The sequence below is a fragment of the Lonsdalea populi genome (genome assembly GCF_015999465.1).
In the GTDB taxonomy this organism is placed as follows: domain Bacteria; phylum Pseudomonadota; class Gammaproteobacteria; order Enterobacterales; family Enterobacteriaceae; genus Lonsdalea; species Lonsdalea populi.
The window spans coordinates 3035661-3062066 of the sequence record NZ_CP065534.1 but is presented as its reverse complement, the minus strand read 5'-3'; the positions used below and the strand labels follow the sequence as shown (position 1 = coordinate 3062066).

General features: G+C 52.3%; 21 protein-coding genes and 2 pseudogenes. 15 read left to right on the top strand and 8 right to left on the bottom strand.

Translation table 11 applies throughout. From position 1 onward, the window contains the following. The first annotated feature begins 95 nt into the window (after window positions 1-95). Window positions 96-1742 (top strand): Na+/H+ antiporter, encoded by a 1647-nt coding sequence (locus I6N93_RS13470; RefSeq protein ID WP_085687860.1) that lies wholly within the window; start codon window positions 96-98, stop codon window positions 1740-1742. A gap of 43 nt (window positions 1743-1785) precedes the next feature. Here I6N93_RS13470 and I6N93_RS13465 read toward each other — a convergent pair. Then, a pseudogene (locus I6N93_RS13465) lies at window positions 1786-3222 on the bottom strand (AMP-binding protein). After that, a complete protein-coding gene (locus I6N93_RS17480) occupies window positions 3223-3366 on the bottom strand; it encodes a hypothetical protein (RefSeq protein WP_373853665.1) in 144 nt (47 codons plus the stop codon). It lies immediately after the preceding pseudogene. 773 nt (window positions 3367-4139) lie between these two features. On the opposite strand from I6N93_RS17480, the gene I6N93_RS13460 reads away from it, so the two are divergent. Next, a complete protein-coding gene (locus I6N93_RS13460) occupies window positions 4140-4532 on the top strand; it encodes a transcriptional regulator (protein WP_085687862.1) in 393 nt (130 codons plus the stop codon). A 703-nt stretch (window positions 4533-5235) separates the two neighbouring features. After that, window positions 5236-6246 carry an AI-2E family transporter gene (locus I6N93_RS13455; RefSeq protein WP_085687863.1) on the top strand — a complete coding sequence of 337 codons (1011 nt, stop codon included), beginning with the start codon at window positions 5236-5238 and terminating at the stop codon, window positions 6244-6246. Between the two features lie 168 nt (window positions 6247-6414). Here I6N93_RS13455 and I6N93_RS13450 read toward each other — a convergent pair whose 3' ends face one another. Together I6N93_RS13450 and nifJ are read right to left on the bottom strand one after the other, a co-directional pair. Further along, window positions 6415-7548 carry a L,D-transpeptidase family protein gene (locus I6N93_RS13450; RefSeq protein ID WP_085687865.1) on the bottom strand — a complete coding sequence of 378 codons (1134 nt, stop codon included), beginning with the start codon at window positions 7546-7548 and terminating at the stop codon, window positions 6415-6417. 295 nt (window positions 7549-7843) lie between these two features. Next, window positions 7844-11380: a pyruvate:ferredoxin (flavodoxin) oxidoreductase gene (gene nifJ, locus I6N93_RS13445; RefSeq protein ID WP_085687867.1), complete on the bottom strand. Its 3537-nt coding sequence runs from the start codon at window positions 11378-11380 to the stop codon at window positions 7844-7846. Window positions 11381-11672: 292 nt separating this feature from the next. On the opposite strand from nifJ, the gene I6N93_RS13440 reads away from it, so the two are divergent. Next, complete coding sequence (locus tag I6N93_RS13440; protein WP_085687869.1) at window positions 11673-12236, top strand: GNAT family N-acetyltransferase; 564 nt, start codon at window positions 11673-11675, stop codon at window positions 12234-12236. Window positions 12237-12404: 168 nt separating this feature from the next. Here I6N93_RS13440 and ddlA read toward each other — a convergent pair whose 3' ends face one another. Beyond that, window positions 12405-13505 (bottom strand): D-alanine--D-alanine ligase, encoded by a 1101-nt coding sequence (gene ddlA / locus I6N93_RS13435; protein WP_085687871.1) that lies wholly within the window; start codon window positions 13503-13505, stop codon window positions 12405-12407. 191 nt (window positions 13506-13696) lie between these two features. Beyond that, window positions 13697-14779 carry a lytic murein transglycosylase B gene (gene mltB / locus I6N93_RS13430; RefSeq protein WP_085687873.1) on the bottom strand — a complete coding sequence of 361 codons (1083 nt, stop codon included), beginning with the start codon at window positions 14777-14779 and terminating at the stop codon, window positions 13697-13699. Between the two features lie 338 nt (window positions 14780-15117). Here mltB and I6N93_RS13425 point away from each other — a divergent pair, with 338 nt between their 5' ends. The 10 genes and pseudogenes from I6N93_RS13425 (at window position 15118) to I6N93_RS13380 (ending at window position 24271) form a co-directional block, all read left to right on the top strand. Continuing rightward, window positions 15118-15435 carry an ArsR/SmtB family transcription factor gene (locus I6N93_RS13425; RefSeq protein ID WP_085687875.1) on the top strand — a complete coding sequence of 106 codons (318 nt, stop codon included), beginning with the start codon at window positions 15118-15120 and terminating at the stop codon, window positions 15433-15435. Further along, complete coding sequence (locus I6N93_RS13420; RefSeq protein WP_085687877.1) at window positions 15432-15962, top strand: rhodanese family protein; 531 nt, start codon at window positions 15432-15434, stop codon at window positions 15960-15962. Before I6N93_RS13425 ends, I6N93_RS13420 begins: the two co-directional genes overlap by 4 nt. A gap of 156 nt (window positions 15963-16118) precedes the next feature. Further along, entirely contained in the window at window positions 16119-16205 is an 87-nt protein-coding gene (locus I6N93_RS17475; RefSeq protein WP_099017436.1) for a hypothetical protein, read from the top strand. A 54-nt stretch (window positions 16206-16259) separates the two neighbouring features. Continuing rightward, window positions 16260-17328, top strand: a pseudogene (locus I6N93_RS13405) (IS3 family transposase). A gap of 113 nt (window positions 17329-17441) precedes the next feature. Further along, window positions 17442-18569 carry an isochorismate synthase gene (locus I6N93_RS13400; RefSeq protein WP_085687881.1) on the top strand — a complete coding sequence of 376 codons (1128 nt, stop codon included), beginning with the start codon at window positions 17442-17444 and terminating at the stop codon, window positions 18567-18569. A 171-nt stretch (window positions 18570-18740) separates the two neighbouring features. Further along, on the top strand, window positions 18741-19475 hold the full coding sequence (locus tag I6N93_RS13395; RefSeq protein WP_309251715.1) for a hypothetical protein: 735 nt from the start codon (window positions 18741-18743) through the stop codon (window positions 19473-19475). Between the two features lie 62 nt (window positions 19476-19537). Beyond that, on the top strand, window positions 19538-19750 hold the full coding sequence (locus tag I6N93_RS17385; protein ID WP_309251714.1) for a hypothetical protein: 213 nt from the start codon (window positions 19538-19540) through the stop codon (window positions 19748-19750). Between the two features lie 181 nt (window positions 19751-19931). Further along, on the top strand, window positions 19932-20237 hold the full coding sequence (locus I6N93_RS13390) for a hypothetical protein (RefSeq protein WP_139829930.1): 306 nt from the start codon (window positions 19932-19934) through the stop codon (window positions 20235-20237). Window positions 20238-20721: 484 nt separating this feature from the next. Further along, complete coding sequence (gene katE, locus I6N93_RS13385; protein ID WP_085687885.1) at window positions 20722-22977, top strand: catalase HPII; 2256 nt, start codon at window positions 20722-20724, stop codon at window positions 22975-22977. A gap of 346 nt (window positions 22978-23323) precedes the next feature. Next, window positions 23324-24271 (top strand): alpha/beta hydrolase, encoded by a 948-nt coding sequence (locus tag I6N93_RS13380; RefSeq protein WP_085687903.1) that lies wholly within the window; start codon window positions 23324-23326, stop codon window positions 24269-24271. A gap of 22 nt (window positions 24272-24293) precedes the next feature. On the opposite strand, the gene I6N93_RS13375 is transcribed toward I6N93_RS13380, so the two are convergent. Next, window positions 24294-24506, bottom strand: coding sequence for a YceK/YidQ family lipoprotein (locus I6N93_RS13375; protein WP_085687887.1), 213 nt, complete (start codon window positions 24504-24506; stop codon window positions 24294-24296). 366 nt (window positions 24507-24872) lie between these two features. Between I6N93_RS13375 and I6N93_RS17470 the strand changes: the two genes are divergently transcribed. After that, window positions 24873-25061 (top strand): YmiA family putative membrane protein, encoded by a 189-nt coding sequence (locus I6N93_RS17470; protein WP_085687889.1) that lies wholly within the window; start codon window positions 24873-24875, stop codon window positions 25059-25061. Between the two features lie 801 nt (window positions 25062-25862). Here I6N93_RS17470 and I6N93_RS13365 read toward each other — a convergent pair. Continuing rightward, window positions 25863-26402: an ankyrin repeat domain-containing protein gene (locus tag I6N93_RS13365; RefSeq protein ID WP_085689384.1), complete on the bottom strand. Its 540-nt coding sequence runs from the start codon at window positions 26400-26402 to the stop codon at window positions 25863-25865. Window positions 26403-26406: the final 4 nt, after the last annotated feature.

The following is a 26406-nucleotide window of genomic DNA, read 5'->3' as shown; positions in this document are numbered from 1 at the left end:
TAAGGCCAGCCCCTTACGCGGCCCCGCCAGAAACATGTCACGTCAATTCACCGGTGTTAGCGCGTTGATCGGTTACAGCAAGAACTAAGGAAAGCATGGAAATATTTTTCACCATCTTGATTATGACGCTGGTGGTTTCTTTGTCCGGCGTTATCACGCGTATTCTGCCTTTTCAGATACCGTTGCCACTCATGCAAATTGCCCTCGGGGCGATGTTGGCCTGGCCTAAATTCGGTCTGCATGTCGATTTCAATCCTGAACTGTTCATGGTGTTGTTCATTCCTCCGCTGCTGTTCGCCGACGGCTGGAAGACGCCGACGAGAGAGTTTCTGCGCCATATGCGAGAAATCCTCGGGCTTGCTCTGCTGCTGGTCATTATCACCGTCGTCGGGATGGGCTATCTCATTCATTGGATGGTGCCGGATATGCCGCTGGTGGCCGCATTTGCGCTGGCGGCGGTGTTGTCGCCGACGGATGCCGTGGCATTATCGGGCATCGTCGGCGAAGACCGTATTCCGAAAAAGCTGATGGGGATCCTACAGGGCGAAGCGTTGATGAACGATGCGTCCGGTCTGGTTTCGCTGAAATTCGCCATCGCTATCGCCATGGGTACGATGGTGTTTACCGTGCACGGCGCCACGCTGGAGTTTCTGCAGGTGGCCCTCGGCGGCCTGCTGGCGGGGATTGCCATTACCTGGGTCTATAGTAAATCGCTGGGGCTGATTAGCCGCTGGAGCGATGACGACGCCGCAACGCAAATTGTTCTGCTGCTCCTGTTGCCGTTCGCTGCTTATCTGATCGCGGAACATTTGGGTGTGTCGGGAATATTGGCGTCAGTCGCGTCGGGGATGACGATCAGCCGCTCGGGCATGATGCGCAGCGCGCCGTTAAACATGCGCCTGCGGGCCAACAGCGTCTGGTCCATGCTGGAGTTTGTGTTTAACGGCATGGTGTTTCTGATGCTGGGATTACAGCTGCCGAGCGTGCTGGAAGAGTCGATCGTTCAGGCGCAGAGAGATCCAACGATTGAGACATGGATGCTGTTTACCGATATCGCCATCATCTACTGCGCGCTGCTACTCCTGCGCTTTAGCTGGGTATGGCTGATGAAACATTACAGTCTCCACATTCAGAACAAGCGCCCGATGGTGTTCGCGGAATACTCCTCCCGCGAGCTGTGGATTGTCTCTTTTGCCGGGGTACGAGGTGCGATCACGCTGGCGGGCGTGTTATCTATCCCGCTGTTACTGAGCGACGGCAGTGATTTCCCCTCCCGTTATCAGCTGGTCTTTATCGCGACCGGCGTCATCCTGTTTTCATTGATGTGCGGGGTCATTGCGCTGCCGCTGTTGCTCAAGGGCATTGCGATGACGGACAAAAGTTCGCATAAAAAAGAGGAACGGCTTGCCCGCACGGCCATGGCTAAAGTGGCTATCGATAGCTTGTTGAAAATGCAGGAACGTTTGGCGGCCGACCGTGAGGATAATATCGATGAACAGGTGCTGAATGAGGTCTGCGCGCAGGTCATCGGGATGCTGCGCCGTCGAGTGACCGGCAATGATGAGTTGGAAGCCAGTATTGCGATTGAAAACCTGGAACGTCGCTTCCGTCTGGCCGCCGTCAACGCGGAACGCGCCGAACTGTATCACCTGCGCGCCACGCAGCAGATCAGCAATGAAACGCTGCAAAAGATGCTGCGCGAGCTGGATCTGCTGGAAGCGGTGCTAATCGAAAAGGTTTAGGTCAGGGGTGGCCCGTGGCGCGATGCCAGGGTGACGGACCTTTTCATCGGAGCGGCGCATCCGGGACCGGTTTTTCCTCCAGCAACTGAGCGATGACGCCCGGGTTAGCCAGCGTCGAGATATCGCCCAGATTATGGCCCTCTCCGGCGGCAATTTTTCGCAGGATGCGACGCATGATTTTGCCGGAACGTGTCTTGGGCAGGGCTTCCGCCCAGTGTAAAACGTCGGGAGTGGCAATCGCGCCGATCTCTTTTCGCACCCACGCGCGCACCTCCTCATGCAGCTTCTCGGTCGGTTTTTCGCCGCGGTTTAGCATGATGTAGGCATAGATAGCCTGTCCTTTGACGCTATGTTCCACCCCTACGACGGCGGCTTCGGCAATTTTGGGGTGAGAGACCAATGCGGATTCGATCTCCGCCGTACCCAGCCGATGACCGGACACGTTCAACACATCGTCCACCCGGCCGGTGATCCAGTAATAGCCGTCCTCATCGCGACGTGCGCCGTCGCCACTGAAATAGCGTCCTTTGAACATGGAAAAGTAGGTTTCCTCGAAGCGGGTATGATCGCCGTACAGGGTGCGGGCCTGCCCTGGCCAGGAGTCGGTGATGACCAGATTGCCTTCGCTTTCCCCCTCCAGTAGCTGGCCCTCGCCATCAACCAACGCGGGTTTGACGCCGAAAAAAGGCAGCGTGGCCGCGCCGGGTTTGAGATCGGTGGCTCTCGGCAACGGGGCAATCATGATGCCGCCGGTCTCTGTCTGCCACCAGGTGTCGATGACCGGGCAGTCGCCGTTGCCGATCTTATGGTAATACCACTCCCAGGCTTCAGGATTGATAGGTTCGCCGACGGATCCGATGAGCTTTAACGATCGGCTTGTTGCTCCACTGGCGGACAATCGTCATCCGCCAGATCTATCAAGGTATGCCACCAGCGATCTCGCTCTTCTTCCCAAACCACGGCGTTACCGGTATGCCGAAACACGATCACCCGTTCCACCTGACTGAGCCGCGGGTTTTTTAACGCGTCGGTCACGTTTTGTTTGAGCGGGATCGTTTTACCGGCGCGATGTCCTTCGTCCGCCGTGATCACCATTCGGCTGCCGGAGTCGAGCAGGCGGCCGGCGATGGATTCCGGCGAGAAGCCGCCGAAAATGACGGAATGAATCGCGCCGATGCGGGCGCAGGCCAGCATGGCGACGGCCGCCTCCGGAGAGGGTAATGACATCGCCTTTACCCACCCCCTGTGCTTTCAATATGTTGGCAAATCGGCAGACTGCCTGATGGAGTTCCCTGTAGGTCAGGCTCCGGGTACGTTTGCCGTCGTCGCTCTCCCAGAGAATGGCGCTTCGATCGGCGGCATGCGGTAGATGATGATCCAAACAGTTGGCTGACACGTTCAGTGTGCCGCCCTCGAACCAGCGAATATCAATATGCCCCGGAGAAAATGAGGATTTTTTCACCGACTGGTAGGGTTTGATTCAATCGACTATCCTTCCTTTCTGACGCCAAAAAGAATCGGGATCGTCGATGGACTGCTGGTAAAGCTGCCGGTAGCGCTCGGCGGTAATCAGCGCTCTGTCCGCGATGGGGGTGGAGACTGGATAGTGTTTATGCTGGCTCATCGTGCATCTCCCTTCTGTTGTGTTAACGACATGTCAATAAAAGGTTAAAAGTATTTTGGCGAACGAGTTTGTGTTTTTTTTTTGCGCGCACGATCACGAATCACATCAGTTAGGTCATGTTTCTGGATGGCGGAATTGATCGATGGCGATAAAAATACGCGGAAATACGCGGGCTAAAAGGATTTAAAAATGGTGACTAATATCACATTTAATCGAATAAATAGATGATTTTTTACCTCCTGTAATTAAAAAACTCCATTGCCCAACAATCATTGATTTAAACTATTCTTAATAAGAATTTGATCGGCATATGCGATCAAATGGCGCAAAGATCGCGCCTATTTAGCCGATTAGATTTAAACAAATTCAGGTATAGTGCTGCGCTCCTGACTTATGAATAGATCGAGTCAACGGGATATGATGTATATCAGGCGCGTTGGATAAGGGTCTATAGATTAGGTTACGTCGATGGTCAGGATAGCTATAATCAATTCGCTTAAGCAATAAGCCTAAGAGTATTCTTTTATAAAAGAGCTCACGAACAGTTCGTTAATTCATTATAAATAAGCATAAAGAATCAATGCGTGAATTGTAGAAGTCGCTCTACGTGATTCAGAGACTTGATGCTATTTTTGGCACGGTTTTTTTTCATCTGTCGGAAAGTTTTCTGGCGGGTCGAGGATTGCCATCATCAGGGTGACCATCTCTGTCTGGCCGAACTGATGCCTGGCTTTATCATTTTCTATACAGCTTAATATAGAGCAGAGGAAACAATGAGTCTGATATTTGGGCGGAATGACATCATCGGCATATTGAGTACACCGATCCATAACGACCGCCGGGCGGTCGCCATCATTGACGAAAAATGCAAGGTACTCTGCGCCAATTCTGCATTTAACGCCCATTTTGGGCTGCGACCGAATTCCAGAAAACCCGCATCTATTGACGAAATCCTGCCTATCAACGTGAGGTTTGCCTTGCAGGACTTTATCGACGACAAGCATAGGTTGAGCACGCATGTCAGCTGTGACCTGCTTACGGACGGCTTTCTGAAAAAGCCCATAAGCACGCTGACTTTTTCCAAGTTAAATGTGGAAAGCCGCGTGTTGTCGCTGATCATCCTTAATCACGGCGGTGTGTTCTTGAAGCCGGGTCTGGCTTCCTGAATCTTCTCGGAATTTCTCATGGGAACGACAGATATACGTTTTGTATCGCTGTCGTCCGCCTTTCGGGAAGTTTATACCTAACTTTTATGAATCTTTTATTTCTAATTAGAGAAGTTAATAAGTAAAGGGAGGGAATTGACCACTCTGTTTTTACACGTCCCACGCCGCATTTCATAAATAATATTTACTTATTTCTAGTACCCTTATTTGCCAACGTCTAGTGTTGAATAATATTCGCTGAGCTAATCTCATACCTGTCTCGCTATCATCCATTGTGTTCGCGGAGCCATACCCAAAGCGTTGCGTCAATCGCCTCCACGTGATTTCGTTCTGATATTACAGCGCGTAAAAATGGATTGGTATTTTAATGGATTGCGCATTTTTATAAATAATTAATAGCCTTAACACTGACAGTGATATTGTCTCGGTGGCTTAACCTGGCGGGTGTTCCGTTTGTGGGCGATGACCGCCAGATCGATCCGTCGCAGGCGTTTATCGCGCTGGTGGCGTTGTCAGCCCCGAGCAGAGGCTGAGGAAGGCTCTACGGCAAATTGCTGCTGGTGTTTCTAAGGTAAAACGCGAAGAATAATTGCAGAAACAGCATTTCATTGTCAGATCATCGCTCTTTCTGCGAGGTTCGCCGTATCAGTGAACAAAGGAAGGCGATGCTTTTGAGGCAGCACTACGGATACAGGACGCCATCATGCAGTTGTTGAATTTGAAACAGGCCCGTTTGTTAAGTTTTGTCTTTATCATGGGAGGATTGCTGCTGTTGATTCAGTTGCGCTTACTGGCCTGTTTTATCGCCGGTTTTCTGGTGTACGAAATCATTAATCTTTTGACGCCTTACTTCCAGAAGGTCATTAGCGGCAAGCGCGCCCGTCTGGCGGTCGTGGCGGTGATCAGTGTTTTGGTCGTGAGCCTTCTGAGCTTCATGTTTGCTGCGTTGGTGGGGCTGTTGATGCAGGAAATGAGAGACACCCGCGTTTTCAATGCGCGTATCGCCTACATTTTGGGTGATGTGCAATCCCAGATCATGGCCTTTATGCCGGGCTACCTGCCGGTCAGCGTCGACGAGCTGCAGCAAGAGATCCTGCTGTGGCTGCAGCAGCATGTGGCGATTTTGCAGAACCTGGGGAAAAGCTTCCTGCACGGTTTTATTACGATGCTGATAGGCATGATCCTGGGGGCGATTATCTCGCTGTATAACGTCGATCATCGCGTGGACAAGCCGTTGCTCAAAATGGAGCTGCTCCATCGCATTGCCCTGTTGTCGGCCTCATTTCGCAATATCGTCTTCGCGCAGGTAAAAATTTCGCTGGTGAACACGATCCTCTCCGCCGTTTTTATATTAGGCGTCCTGCCGGCTTTTGGGATCCGTCTGCCATTTTCGAAAACGCTGGTGGTGCTGACGTTTGTGTTCGGCCTGCTGCCCGTGGTCGGAAATTTGATCTCCAACGCGATGGTCTTCATTTCTGCGCTTTCAATCTCGTTGCCGACGTCGCTGGGCGCACTGCTATACCTGATGTTGATTCATAATTTGGAATATTTCCTTAATGCGCAGATTGTCGGGACGCGCATTAACGCTCACGCCTGGGAAATTTTGCTGGCGATGCTGGTATTTGAAGCGGCCTTTGGCTTATCCGGCGTGATCGCCGCGCCTATCTATTACGCCTATCTGAAAAGCGAACTAAAGCAGGCTGCGCTGATCTAATCATCTTTATCCTCAGCATTAGCCGTTCAATATGGGATGGCCGATCTTTCGCACGTTCTATCACGCACGGTTTATTGAGCCAGCCGGGGCAGTTGGCGTAAACGGTGAACTGGCGTGGGGCGGGGTAAAGCGAAAAAAGGGCGGCTAAGCGCCACCCTGTCGATGAAATTAAGACTGGCTCGGCGGTTCTGTGGGGGCCGCCGTCGCGTCATTTTCTTCCGGCGTTGCCGTTTCCGGCTGTGCGCTATCAGACTGAGCCCGAACTCCCTCTTGATTGGCTTCTGACGCAGCAGGCGTCGCTGCTTCCGGTGCGGCCTGCTGTACGGTCAGTGGTTCGACTGGCTCGGCGTTCTGCGGCGCAACCGGTGAAACAGGCTCGTTGGTTGGGCCATTAACCTTAAGCGGAATACCAAGGCGATCGTGAATCACCTGATTGACCGTGCTCTCGTTCACGCTGGCATCAGCCAGAATTTGGGCCACGGCAGGCGTCAGCGTTAGCGGAACCGGCGTGTCGGTGTTGAACTCTTCCACGGTGCGTGACAGCGGGTGGTGAACCTCAAGGTAGCGGGAACCGTCAGGCTCCGTCGTCGCTTTAACCGGTTCATTGATGAACTGCACGCGAGTGCCGACCGGCACATGGTCGAACAGGTATTTGATATCGTCGGCACGCAGACGTACGCAGCCGTGGCTGACGCGCAGGCCGATGCCGAAGTTGGCATTGGTGCCGTGTATGGCGTACAGGCGTCCGATATACAGCGCATGAAGCCCCATTGGATTGTCCGGTCCCCCTGGGTAGACGGGGAGCAGCTTCTCTCCGCGCGCGGCATATTCGGCATGCATGGCGGCGGTCGGTGTCCACGTCGGACGCTCTTTCTTACGTTGTACCGAGGTCACCCAGTTGATCGGAGTGTCTTTACCCAATTCGCCGATGCCTATCGGCAGCACCACGACCGTATTGGTGCCTTTAGGATAATAATAAAGACGCATTTCGGCGCTGTTGATGACGATCCCCTGGCGCGGTGTGTCAGGCAAGATCAACTGTTGAGGAATGATGATGTCGCTGCCCGGTTTCGGCAGGTAAACGTCAATCCCCGGATTGGCTTCCATCATGTTGCTCAGCCCCATCTGGAACTGGGCGGCGATGTGTTCCAGAGCCTGGGTGCTATCGCTGGGGATAGTAAAGTGAATATTCTGACCCACTAACCGACTGTTGCCGGCGGGCAGAGGGTAAACTACGGCGAAGGCTGCCTGGCTAACGCTGGCTGCCACTAAAACGAACGTTAAAATCGCACGAAGACTCATATGGGTATCTTAATTGAGTGTGAAGCCATACCGGCGGAAAATGGTTATTGGGGTCATTATTGACCTGTGTGCATTATATGGGCAGATCGACTTAATTGGGAAACAACATGTGTAACCAATCACACTTTTTGAAGCCTGCAAACGCGGTTTCTCGTTTTCGGCATGAAAAAGTGACTGAGACATCTTCCCGATGGGGATACTGCCAAGTTGGAACGATGCGGCCGATAAGTTTGCCTACCATAAAAAACGCCCTGAGCTGGTGTATCGGCACAGGGCGTGGAGGTCATCTTGGTGGTTATGACTCCTGTACGTTCTTCTCGGCCTTGCCAGCCATCAGAGTCAGGAAGTCATAGCGGCGGCGCAGATCCAGCTCGGCTTCTTCATACAGCAGGGCCGTTTCTTCCGGCATCTGCGTGTTGAGACGACGGAACCGTTGCTCTTTGAGCAGCGTCTCGCTCAGGCTGGCGGACGGCGGACGAGAATCCGTCATCAGCGCCGGCTTACCTTCCGCGCTGCGGCGCGGGTCAAAGCGGTACAGCGGCCAGAAGCCGGTGGCCGTTAACTGACGCATCTGATCGTGGCTGAACGCCAAATCGTAGCCGTGCTCTTCACACGGGCTATAGGCGATAATCAGTGACGGGCCCGGCCACGCTTCCGCTTCCTGAATGGCTTTTACCGTCTGATTGAGCTGAGCGCCCAGCGAGATCTGTGCGACATAGACGTGTCCGTACATCATGACGTTGATGCCGAGATCTTTGCGCGCCTTGCGTTTGCCGTTTTCGCCAAACTTGGTCACCGCGCCCAGCGGGGTTGCTTTGGACTGCTGACCGCCGGTGTTGGAGTAGCACTGCGTATCCAGCACCAGAACGTTGACGTTTTCCGACAGGCTCATCACGTGGTCCAGACCGCCGTAGCCGATATCGTAAGCCCAGCCATCGCCCCCGATCAGCCAGATGGATTTGTCGACCAGATGATCGGCCTCTTCCGCCAACTGACGCGCCTCATTACTTGTCAGCGCGGCCAACTGCTCGCGCAGCTGCTCGATTTGCTGGCGACGATCGTCGGTTTTGATATTTTCTTCCAGCAGAGAGGCGACCAGTTCGGTGGGCAACTGAGGCGCCAACTGATTCAGCAGGCGCTGGGCTCGCTGGCGATGATGATCCACGCTCAGGCGGAAGCCCAGACCGAACTCGGCGTTATCTTCGAACAGGGAGTTGGCCCAGGCTGGGCCGCGACCGTTGGCATCGGTGGTCCACGGCGTCGTCGGCAGGTTGCCGCCGTAAATCGACGAGCAACCCGTGGCATTGGCGACCAGCAGACGGTCGCCGTACAGCTGGGTCAGTATCTTGATATACGGCGTTTCGCCGCAGCCGGAGCAGGCGCCGGAGTATTCAAACAGCGGTGTAATCAGCTGAGAAGTACGAATGTCGATGCGTTCCAGCTTGTTGCGGTCGATTTCCGGCAGCTTCAGGAAGAAGTCGTAGTGTGTCTTCTCTTCCTCGACGTGCTCCAGGCGAGGCTCCATGTTGATCGCCTTGATCTCTGGATTTTGACGATCTTTCGCCGGGCATACTTCCACGCACAGGTTACAGCCGGTGCAGTCCTCAGGCGCGACCTGCAATACGTATTTCTGGCCGCGCATGTCGCGGGCTTTCACATCCAACGACTGTAGCGACGCCGGCGCGGTATCCATCTCTTCCGCCGGGACGACTTTGGCTCGGATGGCGGCGTGCGGGCAGGCGGCGACGCAATGGTTGCACTGGGTGCACAGATCGGCTTTCCACAGAGGAATTTCTTCCGCGATGTTGCGTTTTTCCCACCGGGTGGTGCCCGTCGGCCAGGTGCCGTCCGGCGGCAGCGCGGAGACGGGCAGGGTATCGCCCAGTCCTGCCAGCATGGCGGCGGTCACGGTTTTGACGAAGTCGGGCGCGGCGTCGGAGACAACCGGCGGGCGCTGCGGGCTGCTCGGGTTGACCGGCTCCAGCGGCACGGCGGCCAGCGCTTCCAGCGTGGCGTCCAGCGCGCGCCAGTTGCGTTCGACCAGCTCGACGCCTTTGCTGCCGTAGCTGCTGTTGATAGCGGCGCGCAGTTTTTCCCGCGCATCATTTCCCGGCAAAATCTGTGACAGGTGGAAGAAGGCCATCTGCATAACGGTATTGATACGCGCGCCCAGCTGACAATCACGTGCAATCTTGGCGGCGTTGATGCAGTAGACGCGCGCCTGACGCTGATTCATCCCTGCCTGTACTTCCTGCGGCAGTCGATGCCACAGATCTTCGCTGCTGTACGGCGTGTTGATCAGGAAGATCCCGCCCGGTTTCAAACGTTCGACCATGCTGTATTTATCAATGAACTGCCACTGGTGACAGGCCACGAAATCGGCCTGTTCGATCAGATAAGCCGAATTAATCGGCGTCGGGCCGACGCGCATATGCGATACGGTCAGGCTGCCGGCTTTCTTCGAGTCATACACGAAGTAGCCCTGCACGAACATTGGCGTGGAGTTACCGACGATTTTAATGGAGTTCTTGGTCGCCGATACGGTGCCATCGCTACCCAGACCGTAGAACAACGCCTCGTGCGATGCCTGCGTCGGCATTGGCAGATCGGACAGCGGCAGAGACAAATGGGTCACGTCGTCGTAGATACCCACCGTGAAGCGTGGGCGCGGGTTAGCGAGCGCCAACTCTTTGAATATGGCTTCGACGCACTGCGGCGTAAATTCTTTAGACGACAGACCATAGCGTCCGCCGATCACGCGGGGCATAAGTGGGCGCTCACCTCGCGAAAAAGCCTCGGCAATTGCGGTCATCACATCCAGATACAGCGGCTCGGCCAGCGCACCTGGTTCTTTAGTTCGGTCCAGTACGGCAATGTTCTGCGCGGTCTGCGGGATCGCGTCCAGAAGATGCTTGGCGGAGAACGGGCGGTACAGGCGCACTTTAACCACGCCGACTTTTTCGCCGCGGGTCAGCAACGTATCAATGACTTCTTCGCTGGTACCGACGCCGGATCCCATCAGGATGATGATGCGGGTGGCTTCCGGATGTCCGTAGTACTTGAACGGGTGGTACTGACGACCGGTCGCGGTCGCGAAGTCGTTCATCGCCTGTTCAACATGCTGATAAGCATCGTTGTACCAGGTATTGGTGGCTTCACGCGCCTGGAAGAAGGTATCCGGATTAGACGCGGTCCCGCGAATGACAGGGCGCTCTGGTGTGAGCGCTCGCTCGCGATGCTCATCAATCGACTTCTGCGGCAGCAGTTGCAGAATTTGTTCATCGCTAAGCGGTTCGATCTTGTTAATTTCGTGGGAGGTGCGGAAACCATCAAAGAAATGAATAAAAGGCAAGCGGCTGTTAAGACTGGCCATCTGAGAAATCAGAGCGAAGTCCTGCGCTTCCTGAACGTTGCTGGCGCACAGCATGGCGCAGCCGGTTTGACGTACTGCCATGACATCTGAATGGTCGCAGAAAATGGACAGCGCATGGGTCGCTACGGTACGGGCGGCGACGTGCAGGACGAAGGGCGTGAGCTGTCCGGCCAGTTTGTACAGCGTCGGGATCATCAACAACAGTCCCTGTGACGATGTGAAAGAGGTCGCCAGGGCCCCGGTTTGCAGTGCGCCGTGCACGGTCGCGATGGCGCCGGCTTCCGACTGCATTTCCATCACGCGCGGCGTGTCTCCCCACAGGTTGCGGCGGCCTTCGCTGGACCAGGCTGCTGCCTGCTCCGCCATGGTCGAACTGGGCGTAATAGGGTAAATGGCGATAACTTCATTAGCTCGCCAGGCCACGGATGCGACTGCGTTATTACCGTCGGTGGTGATCATGACTTAACCTTCAATTGCTGAGCGAATTACCTTGTGGGGCGGGTTTTATCACCGCTGGGACTGATCGTTATACAGCCGTTTATGCGCGGAGTTGTCTTAAAAATCTGTTCAATTCCAACTGCAGGCAGTATGTAGCAATATTGTTACAGCGGAACGGATCATTTTTGGATCATAACAGGTCCGGCGAAAACGTTCATCCTTGCGACGACGTCGGGAACTGTTTTTTCATGCTTTCCACTGAATCCTCGGCGTCCCGTTCATTTCTTCGGAGACCGCGCGTAAGGTAGATGTTATGACGAGAGAAAAGCGGCCACAGCCGATCATTGATACACCGCGTATGGCGCTGCGACCGCTGCGGGATGCCGATGCTGAAGTGTTGTTCGCATTGCTGGCAAGCGACCCGAGCATTGCCGCTATGGCCGTGCATATTCCTTACCCCTGTCCCAAACCTCGGATAAGATCGTGGATTGCGTCTCTAGAGGATAACTGGCAAAGCGGAAAAAGTGTGACGTTCGCCCTGTGCCTGCGGCAGGAAGTCGAAGTTATGGGCGCGATTTCGCTGTCGGCGCTGGATAGCCATTACCCAGAGGTCGGCTACTGGCTGGGGACGAAATATTGGGGGCGGGGCTATAGCACTGAAGCCTGCCTGGCGATATGTCAATTTGCTTTTGGGCAACTCGGCCTGGACCGGCTGTATGGTTGTCACAAAGATGGCAATATCGCTTCCGGCAAGGTGCTGCTGAAAAGCGGATTTCAGCGGCTGGGCAGTCAGAATCTGTATATCGCCGAGCTGCAGCGGCATGAATGGGTCGCTTTTTACCAAAGAATCGCCGCCGAGGAGACTTTGCAGCAGTAAGATGATGAGCTGGCGTGATCTGTGCAGAGCGATAAGGATATTGGCTGTGTCATGAACGCAGAGGCCAGACAAGGTCGGCGTCATGAGTCGCGTTTCGCGATGACGCCGATAGAGGCAGGAAGGCGAGTCGGGCAAAACTTTTTTCGCCTTGCCCGATGAAAATGAGCGTCAGTCGCGTACTGAGCTTTGCAGGGCGTTGTCCTGCGTGTAGCGCTCCAGCGCAAGCTCAATCAACTGAGTGATCAGCGCGGTATAGCCAATACCGCTCGCCTGCCACAGCTTCGGATACATACTGATATTGGTGAAACCAGGCAGCGTGTTGACTTCATTAATAATGATCTCGTCATCCTGCGTCAGGAAAACATCGACCCGCGCCATCCCCTGACACTCCAGCGTCTGGAAAGCGCGCAGCGCAACGGCCCTAATTCGCTCGTCGGTCACTTCCGGCAGAGGTGCCGGAATAGCGACGCCTGCGCCACCTTCATTAATGTATTTGGTATCGTAGGAGTAGAACTCGTCGTGCAGCACGATCTCTCCGCACACGCTGGCCTGTGGAAAATCGTTGCCGAGTACGGCGCATTCAATTTCACGGCCGACAATCGCGGACTCCACCAGCACCTTATGGTCATAGCTGAACGCCAGATCGACCGCGCGTCGGAATGACGCTTCGTCTTTGACTTTGCTGACGCCGACGGAAGATCCCTGATTGGCCGGTTTGATAAACAGCGGCAGGCCGAGCTTGGCGGTGATCGTGGTGAAGTCGAAACGGCGACGATTTGCGCGGGTGAGCGTCACAAACGGTGCGACCAGCAGCCCGGCGTCTCGTAACAGCCGTTTGGTGACATCCTTATCCATACTGACCGCCGAGCCCAGTACGCTGCTGCCGACAAACGGGATATTGGCCATCCGCAGCAGTCCTTGCAGGGAACCGTCTTCTCCCAACGTGCCGTGGACGATCGGGAAGATCACATCGATCTGGTTCAGGGCATCCGCACTTTGCGTATCGATTAACTGGTGGCTAACCTGACCGGGGATCAGCGCAACATGCTGACTTGAACGGTTAAGGGTTATCTTCGCCGGATTTTCTGCATTCAGCAGATAATTAGAGGCATCATTAATATGCCATTCACCCTGCTTGTCGACACCCAGCAGAACGACGTCGAATTTATCCTTATCAATGGCTTCCACGATGTTTTTGGCGGACTGCAGCGAAACTTCGTGTTCTGCCGATTTACCACCGAACACCACGCCAACTCGAATCTTAGTCATATCACTCTTTCCGTTATGCGAGGTCTTTGCCCCAGCCTTAATCGATGCTTATCACTAAAACAGCCAACGTCACCAGGCGCAAGGGAATCATTCCGGGAAACCCGATTTTACATTGCAAGCGAAGAAACTATCACCTAAGTGCCTTTGTCCCCGCCATCCAATTCAGAATGTTAAGCGGATAAAAGACGCTGTTACTGCTGACTTCTCCGGGCGATTTTCACCTCTTCGCCCAACTGCCAAACCACCATCGCGTAATGGGTACTGTGGTTATAGCGAGTGATGGTATAGAAGTTGGGTTGTCCGTACCAATACTGGTAGCGATTCCCCATATCCAGACGCAGCAGACTGACTTCGTGGCCACCGATCAAGGGTTCGAGCGGCGACAGGCCGGCGGCGGACAGGGTACTCAGCGAGTAGCGGGTATTGAAACCGGTATCCAGATTCAACGCCTGACCGTTAGCGGCGACGGCTACCTGACCATTTCGTACCCAGCCGTGAGCTTTGAAATAGTTGGCGACACTCCCGATGGCGTCAACGGGGTCCCAAAGGTTGGTAATGCCGTCGCCATTAAAATCTACGGCATAGCTCTTAAAGGCGGAAGGCATGAATTGCCCATATCCCATCGCGCCGGCGTAAGAACCGCGCAGCGTCAGCGGATCAAAACCGTCTTCTCGCGCCATTAACAGAAATTGTTCCAGCTCGCCTTTGAAATAGGCGGCGCGGCGCGGGTAGGCGAAGGAGAGGGTGGCCAGCGCATCCAAAATACGGGTCTTACCCATGATGCGGCCCCAGCGGGTTTCTACGCCAATAATCCCGACGATGATTTCCGGCGGCACGCCATAGATCTGCCACGCCCGGTTCAGGACGTCTTCATATTGGTTCCAGAACATCACGCCATTTTGCACGTTGTCGGGCGTGATGAACTTTTTGCGATAACGTAGCCAGGCGCCGTTGGGGATATTGGAAGGGAGCGCGGTGGTCGGCGAGGGCGCCTGACGATCCATCAGTTGGATTACGCTGTCTAGTCGTTGCGCTTGCCCCAGCACGCGGTGCAGGTTTTCGCGCTCGAATCCGTACTCTTTCACCATATGATCCACGAAGCGATCGACGTCTGGATTATGAGCAAAATCCCCGCTCAAAAAGCCGGTTGAGGGGGAATTAAAAAAACCGCCAGACGGCTTAAACGGAGTGTCTGAAGGTAGGGAAGAGGCTGGCTTGCTGCTACACGCTTGCAGCAACACGATAAGGGGCAATAAAGCAACCAGTCGACGCATCGGGAATCCGTAAGATTTGGGAAAGTTCGATGTTGGAATGTTAACTCATCACGCTGAAAAACGGTGAGTTAAATGCGAATTAGTTCAGTTAATTATTCAGTCTGTTGTTCTTCTCTCGTCGCTTTCGTTAAAACCTGACTAGGCCGGTTTTTTCTTATGCAAAGGCAGGTGGTCACCGGAAAGTGATGAGTTGTGGACAGTTAAGGGTAACCTCATTACCACTTAAACATATGAAAAAAAAATTGAACGGTGTGACCAGTTTATTCATGAATCTTTTCTTGCTCTATGCCTTTACTTAATTTAGTATTTTATTAAATTAAACAAAGCTAAAATAACATATGAAAAATACCGATTTTGAATTTTTGCAAGATAGTGCGGCTCAGGCGACGAAGCTTCTCAAGTCCATGAGTAACGTTAACCGACTATTGATCCTTTGTACTCTTATTGACTCACCAGGAACTTCAGCAGGTAATCTAAGTAAACTGACAGGATTAAGTCCTTCAGCCACATCGCAGCATCTGGCGAGAATGAAGGAAGAGGATCTGATTGAATGTTCCATAGATGAGCAACGAAGAAATTATTTCATTAAAAATGAATCAATTCGGAAAGTTATCGCAACGTTAAAGGACATTTACTGCCCTGAGGATTTAAAATGAGCACAAGAACTGTAAGTCCTGCGGAAGCACATGAACTCATGAAAAATGGCAGCACTTTAATCGACATTCGGGAGCCTGCTGAATTTCTTCGTGAACACGTTCCTGGAGCTATCTCTTTCCCACTATCAGATATCTTGTCGGGGAAAAAAATTAAAGACCTGCCTGTCAATCATCCTGTTATTTTTCATTGTTTAGCGGGCTCACGCACAGCTCAAAATGAAGATGCACTAATCAGAACAGCAGACCCGGCAACAGTTTTATTGTTGTCTGGTGGCATTAATGCCTGGAAAAGTGCAAATCTTCCGACGATTGAAGACAAGAAATATCCTCTTCCAATCATGAGGCAAGTTCAGATTGTAGCTGGAATTCTTATCCTTACAGGGGTATCGATGGGATACGCTCTAGATAAAAGCTTCTTTTTATTATCGGGATTTATCGGTGCAGGCCTGCTTTTTTCTGGTGTAAGTGGTTGGTGCGGAATGGCAGTTTTGCTTTCCAAAATGCCCTGGAACAAGCTTAAGAATTAAAGATTGGTATAGATCCTGTAAAAAATTCTGTGTAACTGCCACCGGATTAAAGGTGATCGCTCAGGCGGTCACCGAACTCGATAATAAGACGGCTCATTGCTAACCGCCGGTTCTAGGTCGGCATACTCCTTTTTTTGACGCATTCTTGATCGCCAGATGACTGACAAACTGAAGGTGATACTGGGACTGGTTGATGTGAAAACGCTCGATCACCTGATTGTTGGTCATGCAGTAGAACGATAATTCAGGACACCTCGAAATCCTGTTAATGTTAAAACAGCGAACACGAGGTGATGCGTGCTCAAAACGTATCGGACTAAACGCATGTTTTCTCCAGAGTTCAAACTCGAAGCTATCGAACTGGTTGTTAAATATCAGCGAGATGTCCGGGAAGTTATGCAGGCGCTCGAACCCAACCTTGATCATTTGCGCAATGAATACGGCTTTATAAGCAGGAACTTCAGGGCATTGAGCCCACAGGCAATGCGATTACACCTGAACAACGTGAAATTCAGCAGCTCAGCAGCTCAGCGGCTTAAAGCGCAGATAAAGCGCCCTGTTAATGTGCAAAGAATTAAATTACGAAGTCGGGTGAGAGCATTTCATGCTCCCAGTCGTGGCGCTGCGGGGAGTCGGGCAATCAGCCAGATGCTGCGCCAGAGTGGCGTTGATGCAGGCCGGTGATTGGCGCGGCGACTGATGCAGGAAAGCGGACTGACAAGTTGCCAGCCGGTTAAATATCGCTACCGGGTAAACGAAGACAACAGTCCGCCATTGCCAAACTTATAGAATCGGCATTTTAGCCCTGCCGCACCTAATCGCGTCTGGTGCGGCGACATCAATTTTATCCGCCTGCAGGATAAATGGTGCTATCTCGCGCTTGTCGTCGATTTATATTCACGTCGGATTATCGGTTCATCCCTCTCATTAACTGCTGATGCTGATTGGGTGTGCAGGGCTTTGTGTCATGCTCTGGAAACACGACCACATGATGGTCGTCTGCTGTTTCATTCAGAGTCAAAGGGTTCAATACAAAATCAATAAATACAGAAAGTTACTTTGGCGTTGTGGGCTAATGCAAAGTATGAGTCGCCGGGGGACTTGCCTGGATAACTCGCCGATAGAAAGCGTTTTCGTAGCATTCAAAAGTGAATGGCTTCCCAAAGGCGGGATATGGTGATTTATCCATGCGGTACGCGAGATAAACCAGTGGATAAATGGTTATTGCAACACATACCGCCCTCATATGAACAATGGTGGTTTATCGCCTTGCTTACATGAAGATAAGGCCGACGAAGCTGGCATTCCAGCGCCGGAACGCGTAGAAAGCATGCTGGATGAATGCCGTCGCTGGGAGAAGAATTAAATTATTAACGATTTAATCAACATAAAAATCTTATCTGTACTGCAAAAGAATGAATGGATACGCCGAGATAGTCACCAACTTATTTCAGTGTTTTAGGATAAAAGGAAGAGAGTATGGGAATCCCCTTTCATCACGGCAGTTTCTTGTTTTCATCCACATTTTGCAGCCTTTATGCCGAAGGTATTTTCAAAACGTTACCCAGGCCCGCCTCCGATCCGGTTGCGCTGTGCCAGGATGTGGCGCAGGCATTTGAACACGCGCGCTATGCCGGCATTACTCATCCAATCGTGGTGGGTGCTATCCCCTTCGATGTAAGTCAGCCGTCATCTTTGTATATTCCTCAAGCCAACCATTTTTTGTCACGTGAAAAATTCAAACAAAAACTGAGTGCAGCGCCGCAAATGCGGCTGCGCGTCGTCGCTCGACAACCTCATCCGGAACGAGAGGACTTCCTCGCGATGGTCAAAAGTGCGGTACACGCCATTCGTCAGGGGGAATTGCAAAAAATCGTTTTATCGCGCATGCAGTTATTACAGGTTGAGGAGCCGCTGAATACCATCGCCCTGCTGGCAACGCTTGCCGAGCAAAATCCGGACGGTTACTACTTTCATCTCCCTCTGGCGTCAAACCGCTGTTTGTTTGGTGCCAGCCCTGAACTGCTGCTGCGGCAGGAAGGGCGCACAATCTGGACGACGCCACTTGCCGGTACTTCCAGGCGTGGCACTGATGAACAGGAAGATGGTGATAACCGCGATCGGCTGCTGGCATCTCGTAAGGATCGTAAAGAACATCAATTGGTTATAGATGAAATTCGCCACATGCTGGCGGGGTATTGTTCTTCCCTCAACATCCCACAGCAACCCGAACTCTTGCGGACGCCCAACCTTTGGCATTTGGCCAGCCCAATAGAGGGGCAGTTGAAAACCGGTAATAGTCAGTCGCTATCCCTGGCCTGTCTCTTACATCCGACTCCTGCGTTGTGCGGTGTACCAATGGAAAAAGCCTTCCGCCTGATTCGCGAACTGGAACCTTTTGAGCGCGGCGTTTTCGGCGGTATCGTAGGTTGGAGCGACGACGAGGGAAATGGCGAGTGGGCGGTAACTATCCGCTGCGGCACCAGCCAGCAGCAAAACATTCAGCTTTACGCCGGTGCTGGTATCGTCTCTGACTCCGACCCAACCGCTGAATGGCTTGAAATTGAAGCCAAGATGCGCACGATGCTGTGCGCCCTCGGCCAATAGACACGTCGAGTTCCGCGAGCTTAATATGATTCCAACAGAACTTATTCGAGATTTCCACAAAACAATCTTATCATTACGAAAATATGTTCAGGGATGTCAAACTCATCCCATTTGATTTCAGCAGTGAACTGTCCAACACCTGATTATTGATATAATAGATGAAAATCATTTATGGATAATAAAGATATGTCGCTTTTTCATATTAAAAATAAGTCACTGAGCGCAGTGAGGAAAACCAATTTTCAGTCTGCGGGTATTACTGAACGGTATGATTTACAGCAGGCGATCAAAAGTAATATTGCCTCTATTGCACCGGATTGTCTGATTATTTCTGAAGAGTTTTCCGATTGGGAAGATAGCCGACGTCGAATTGATTTGTTGGCGATAGATAAGAACGCAAATCTTGTCGTCATTGAGTTAAAACGTGATGAGACCGGCTCTCATATGGAGCTTCAGGCCCTTCGTTATGCAGGGATGGTCTCGACCATGACGTTTGAGAAAGCATGCGGATATTATGAAAGCTATCTCCAGAAGCAAGGAATCGAGCGCAATGCGAAAGCTGAGATTCTGAATTTCACCGGTTTGGATGAGTCGAATATCGATGAGTTTGGTAATGATGTAAGAATAATACTTGCTTCTGGGGATTATAATAAAGAAATCACGTCGTCCATTCTTTGGCTAATCAGCAAAGGGATTGATATCACCTGTGTAAGAATGACAGGTTACTTTTTTGCTGAAAATATTTTCATTGATATAGACCAGATCATTCCTGTCCCGGAACTGGCTGATTATCAGGTTAAGTTTCGTGAAAAACAAATTGAACAAAAAATCAGCAGGTCGAAATCCAAAGATTACTCTATGTATAACTACAATGGGCAAGTCTATAATAAAAGAATTTGGCTTTAACGCTAATTTCTGACTGGATCAAGGATAATTCATTCGAAGATATTGACTCCGTCAGGTGTGCGTTGGATCGCCGATTAAATAATAAAGTTATAGAGTTAGCATCAGTAATCTCTGACAATAAACTCAATCGTTATCATATGCGTGACGAAGACCTGATTGAACTTGCTTCAGGAGAAGAGATCGCAATATCGAATCAGTGGGGGGTGGATAACATCAACATTCTTATTGAATTTTTAAGTCAATATAACCAAGTAGTTGATAAGGTCGATAGCTAAATTATTTTATCTAAATAATGTTGGAGATTTAAAATATCAACAACTTAGGCAGTAGATGATTACCGAAATAAGCTAGAAAAGGTTCCAATTATATTGACCTAATACAGGTCATAGCGGACTAAGATCTAAAAAGGGGCGAAAAGCGATACATCGACGCAACGGCAGCCCTGCCCGCAACCCGTTGGTCGCTTATCGTCATGTCAATGAATGCGGGGAAGCCTATGATAAGGCCATTTTGATAGAATACATTCGTATCTATGGCCCCCATCCTATTGGCACGTTGGCGAAATTTAACGGGGGATTTCTCGCCTGGATCATGGACGTCAATGGTCGAGGCGAACCTGTCAAAGTCAATATTGTCAAAAATATCCGCTTCCTGGAAAGCAATATTCATAGTGTTGTCTCCGGGAGTGATTTGGCGCAGCCAGGCAAGCTTGAAGGCATTGTGGACCCTGCAGATTATGGTATCGAAGTATTAAAAATCTGATTGGCGATCCGCGATAACCATATACAGTCAGGCGGTTTCGAATCGCCGGGTATCGGGTTGCTGACCGGCTACCGAGGTGGTTTAATTTCCGCGCGGTAACGAGATTTCCATTTGGCTCATCGTGGTGTTTTCGGCACACGCATCCCAGACCTCAAGGACGAGTTCTTCTTCACGCGACTCGGCTTTCGTGGCCGAATTGCTCGTCGTCTTGTTTGATTCCATAGACGTTTTGTCATTCACCATGCTCCTGACTGAGAAGGATAAGTCGGCGGTGCCTTATTACAGGGCGCGACTGTGATTATTTTCCTTCTTTATTTATCCCATCAATGCCTGTCAGGGCGTTCTCTCCCGAATGTCCTCGCCTGAATGAATTCCTCTCAGCGGCGGTATCGTCCCCTATCACAAAACATTAACTATATTTAAAGCAGGGTTATGTTTGTGACTTTCTTATGTATCTGTTTTTTAACAATTAACAGGAGGCAGCATGAAGGATGAAAAGGATCGAAAGCCGGCGAAGAGTGTGAAGTTGGACGCTTCGCAGTCGGTTAAGCCACATCTGTCGGATACCGCACCCAGCGATGCTGCGGTAAAACCGGTAAGCAGTCCGACACCGCCAGGCGCGGAGCCGATGTTTCCCGGCAGCGCAAAAACGCCTAAAAACATCAACGCTAAATCAGAACAGCTGGATAAATACCGCACCGATCCAGAGCATGAAGCCTTGAGTACGGATCAGGGCGTTAAAATTTCAGATAACCAAAACTCGCTCAAGGCCGGAGTACGCGGCTCTACGCTGCTGGAGGATTTTATCCTCCGCGAGAAAATCATGCATTTTGACCATGAGCGCATTCCTGAACGCGTGGTTCACGCGCGCGGGGCGGCCGCGCACGGCTATTTCCAGGTTTACGCTCCGCTAACTCGCTACAGCAAAGCGGAGTTTCTACAGGATCCTGAAGTGAAAACGCCGGTGTTTGTGCGTTTTTCCACCGTACAAGGCTCGCGAGGATCGGCCGATACGGTGAGGGATATTCGCGGGTGGGCCACCAAGTTTTACACGCAGGAAGGTAACTTCGATCTGGTCGGAAATAATACGCCGGTCTTCTTTATTCAGGATGCAATCAAGTTTCCCGACTTCGTCCATGCGGTGAAGCCGGAGCCTCATAATGAAATTCCGCAGGGGCAGAGCGCCCACGACACCTTCTGGGACTATGTCTCCCTACAGCCGGAAACGCTGCACAATGTGACCTGGGCGATGTCGGATCGCGGTATTCCACGCAGTTATCGCATGATGGAAGGTTTCGGGATCCACACCTTCAAGCTGATCAACGCCGAAGGGAAATGTCACTTTGTCCGCTTCCACTGGAAGCCGGTTTACGGCGTGGCATCGTTGATTTGGGATGAGGCCCAGCTCCTGACGGGGAGAGACCCCGATTTTCATCGTAAGGAGCTGTGGGAGGCGATCGAAGCCGGCGATTATCCCGAATATGAGCTGGGGCTGCAGATCATCCCTGAGGAGGACGAGCACAAATTCGATTTCGATATCCTTGATCCGACTAAGCTGATCCCCGAGTCTCTCGTGCCGGTGCAACGGGTCGGTAAGATGACGCTCAATCGCAATCCGGACAACTACTTCAGCGAAACGGAACAGGTGGCGTTCTGTCCCGGTAATATTGTGCCAGGGATCGACTTTTCCGACGATCCGCTGCTTCAGGGACGATTATTCTCTTATCTGGATACGCAGATTACCCGACTGGGCGGTCCGAATTTCCACGAACTGCCGATCAATAAACCGGTTTGCCCGTTTCATAATCATCAGCGAGACGGCATGCACCGGATGGAAATCACAGGGGCGTCAAACTACGAACCCAATTCGATTAATAACAACTGGCCGCGGGAGAGCGCGCCGGCTGACGTTAACGGCGGATTCTCTACCTATCCTCAAGCGTTGGACGGCGAGAAAATACGTCGACGTAGCGAGTCGTTTGCCGACTACTATTCCCAGCCTCGATTATTCTGGCTCAGTCAGACCGACGTGGAAAAAAATCACATCGTAGGGGCTTTCAGCTTTGAGTTAGGGAAGGTGGCGCGTCCATGGATCCGCGAGCGCGTGGTGGACCAGTTAACCTATATCGATCACGATCTGGCGCAGAAGGTGGCGGCGAATCTGGGGATAACGCTCACCGCCGAACAGCGGGAACATTCACTGCCCGGCGCGATTAACGGCATCACGACGGATGAAACGCTCAGCATCTATGCAGGTAAAAAGCAGACGCTGAAATCCCGACAGGTCGCGATTCTGGCGGCGGACGGCGTGTGCGGCGCATCGGTCGAGAAAATCGAAAAAGCGCTGCATAAGCAGGGGATTCATACCAAAATTTTTGCTCCCCATCTGGGTAAGATTAAAACGTTGCAAGGGCAGGAGCTGGACGTGGCGGGAACGATTGAAGGGAATCCTTCCGTTCTGGTCGATGCGGTGATGGTGCCGACCGGTAAGCAGAGCATTGAGACGCTGAAATCCGACGGCAATGCTAAGTACTATCTGCTGCAGTCGTTCAAACATCTCAAGGCGATCGGGTTGCAAGGGGATGCGCTTAGCCTGTATCAGGCGCTACCGTTGCCTGAGCCGGATGAAGGCGTGCTGATAGAAGAGGATGCCAATACGGTCACGGAGAAATTTATCCACGCCATGCAGGAGCACCGCGTCTGGTCCCGTGAGGCCGTCGCGCAGGCCGTTCCGAGTTAACGAAGACCAACCGGTAAGTTCGCTTTGACCTTTCCCCATATCACGGCTGTACCTGTCTCAATCACGAGAAAGGGCAGCCGTTTTTGTCTCCACGCTTAGCCTCCAACGATAAACGTACAACGCTCACCGTTAGCGTTGGCTTGGGAAGAACGGCGTGAGTGTTCGCTGAGAAAACAGCGAAGTCGGTGCTGCCGGAATCTTGGAAGAAACAGGGGTTTAGCGCTGTTTTAACGTGTTACAGGGATCCGTTGGGAGTGGAACTGACCGGGCTGCCCTATGCTTGTGTATTAAGGCATCGCAGATGAGGGCTGTGGCTGATTTCAGTTGGAGAAATACTGTTATGAAGATAAATCGCCGATATTTTCTGGCGGGTTCAGCGGCGGCGCTGCTGGTGACGCCTTTTTGCGGTAGTTGGGCGACCGCCGCACCGCTAAGAACAACGCTTTTGCTGTGGGGCGATATTCCGCCGGGCGGCGGCGGGCCGGCAGGGGACGAGGTGCTTTCCTCAGGCGGGGCGCTGAAACACATCTCCCGACCTTCTCTGGATGTATTTATGCCTGCGAATCCCAATGGCTGGGGCATATTGATCGCTGGCGGTGGGGGCTATAAACACATAGAAATGGGCGATGAGGCGTGGCCTGCCGCGAACTGGCTGGCGGCGCTTGGGTACACGGCCTATGTTCTTAGCTATCGCCTGCCGGGCGAGGGCTGGGGCGCAGGCAATCTGGTTGCATTACAGGATGCTCAGAGGGCGTTGCGGATGATACGTTGCCGCCAGCAGCACGTCGGCGTTTTGGGATTTTCCGCCGGAGGTCATTTGCTGGGAATGGCGATAACGCGCACCGATTTTAGGGCTTATCTTGCTCAGGATGCGCTTGATGAGGTTCCCGCCTATGCGGAACATGCCGCGCTCATTTATCCGGTCATCACTTTGGAAAAGCCCTATACACGTACCTCAACCCATAACATTTTGGTGGGTCCACACGCCGAGCCAGCGGCAGAGGCCGCGTGGTCGGTACAGAATTTCGTGACGTCGGCCACGCCCCCAGTCTTTCTGGCGCAGGCGGAAGATGACCCCGTTTCCGATCCGCATAACGCCTTAATCATGGCGGCAGTCTGCCAGCGCCAACATGTTCCGGTTGAGATGCATCGCTATAGCTGCGGCGGACATGCCTTCGGTATGGGAAAAGCGGGAACGCCGACGGTGAAATGGCCTGCCAGCTATCGGGATTGGCTGACGGCGGTTCAGAACAGCGCCGCCAGCGAGAATTCAGCCAAAAAGAGGGGCGAGTAACGCGTTTAAACCGACGCTGGCGTTACTCGTAGGGGCCATGCCGCATATCGACGGGCAGCAAGATAGTGTCGACGATGATAGAGAAGGGAACATCGATAAACGTAATATATTTCAACCAGGTATCACGCACATCCCACTGTACGCCGGGATAGTATTGATGGCCGTGTCCCTGTCCCTTGATGTTGCGACTAATGATACTGCCGCAGCCGGACAGGAGGCTGCTGATGATGAGCATGGCGATAAATCTTTTCACTAGATCCTCGGTTTGAGCGTCGATGGGCTGCCGTATGCGGTGACGAATGTACGTCAAACTGGGGTAATATTGCGATCAAACTGGTTGTTTTACCGTTATCTTATACATAAATGTTCTCTAAATGTCAGCGTATTCCCCAATGTGGACATAACATGGCGTTTTTTTACGCAGGAGTCTGCTGTCACAGGCATTTCTTTCCCGATGGGCTATGATTAACACTCCTTTAATATCAATTAAATAACGATTATCTCGTTCTTCAGTGCAACGATTTACCTTCCGTTTGACCAAGCCATGATGACTTATTGGACGATATGAGGGCGAAATTGAACATTAAAGTACCGATTGGGGATGCCGATATTGATATATCATGACCCACCAAAATCATATCGACATAAAGTAAGCAATAGGATGATTGAGATAATTACTATGGGCGACAACCAAGACTCCGATTTGAAGCGTAAAGCCTGGACTGCTTCATTTGTTGGCTGCCTGCTGTTTTGGATTGCTGTAGGTGCTTTAGCTTATTTCTACCTCTGAGTGGCTCAGGCCGAACCCATCGGTTGATGAATGCCCTATTTTGGATAGTTATCTTGCTGGTATCACCCCAATAATTCACCTCGGAGCCGTGTTAGCAAGGTTGGCCTTATGCCGATGAATGCCAACGAATGATGAATCTACGAGAGACGCTTCTGCCACAAGTGGCCGGGCTAGGCGTCTTTTTCACCTTGGCAATTGAAGACGTATACCATCATTTCAATGAATAGATAGCGGGTTGGCCGTTTGTCGCGATCTTCTCAATCAACCCATATAGTGCCAGACCCCAGACCCCAGACCCCAGACCCCAGACCCCAGACCCCAGACCCCAGACCCCAGACCCCAGACCCCAGACCCCAGACCCCAGACCCCAGACCCCAGACCCCAGACCCCAGACCCCAGACCCCAGACCCCAGACCCCAGACCCCAGACCCCAGACCCCAGACCCCAGACCCCGTTTCGAACATCCACTCGCACGATAAAAGGAATATGCTGCTCGAGAACGCGTTTCATTTGCCTGTCATTACACGAGCCGATAGCCGCAATCGGAGTGCCTGACGCCATCCTGAAATACGTGTGCGGGAAAGCACTTACGGTAACGTAATCTTTTTGATGACGTCAAAGCCTTCTGAGACGAAAAATCGCGAGCCTGTTTACAGAGGTTGATGAAACCGGCGTCATCGTGGACGTCGATATTTGAGGGGGGCCTTTGCCGTAAAACGTGAAGGGTTTAACGCGATGATGCGATTGAGTGTTATGGCGCTTCTGGGAGGCAGCGGCCGGTAGGGCCGCCGGGGGGGAGCGTCACTGTCCTTTCACGTCACCGCGCTCAAGCGTTTTTACGCTGTTGCCCATGGCATCTTTGGTGCTCATATCGGCGCCTTTTCGCTGCAAGTCGTGAAGAAGCTCGGTGCGTTTGAACAATGCGGCATACATGGCCGCCGTCTGTCCGGCGTTGTTGCGTTCGTCCGGATTACATTCAGCAGCAAGCAGCCGTTTGGCGATACGTAGTTCGCCTTTGAATACGGCGCCCATCAACGCGCTATTACCTCGTTTGTCCTTCAGGCAGGGATCGGCCCCGTGTTTTAGCATGAGTGCGACGGCGTCTTCGTGGCCGTGATAGGCCGCGAGGATCACGGCGGTATACCCTTTTTCATCCTGCACATTCAGGTTGTAACCCGAGTGGATGAACTCGGTGATGATGTGCAGCTTGCCGTTTCGGGCGGCATCCCACAGATAATGGTTTAACTGCGACTGTACGTTCCCGGCGTCTTCTGGCGGTTGAGCCTGTGCGAGGCCGAACAGCAGAAGCCAGCCCGTGACGAGCGATAACAGAAGTTTCATGATG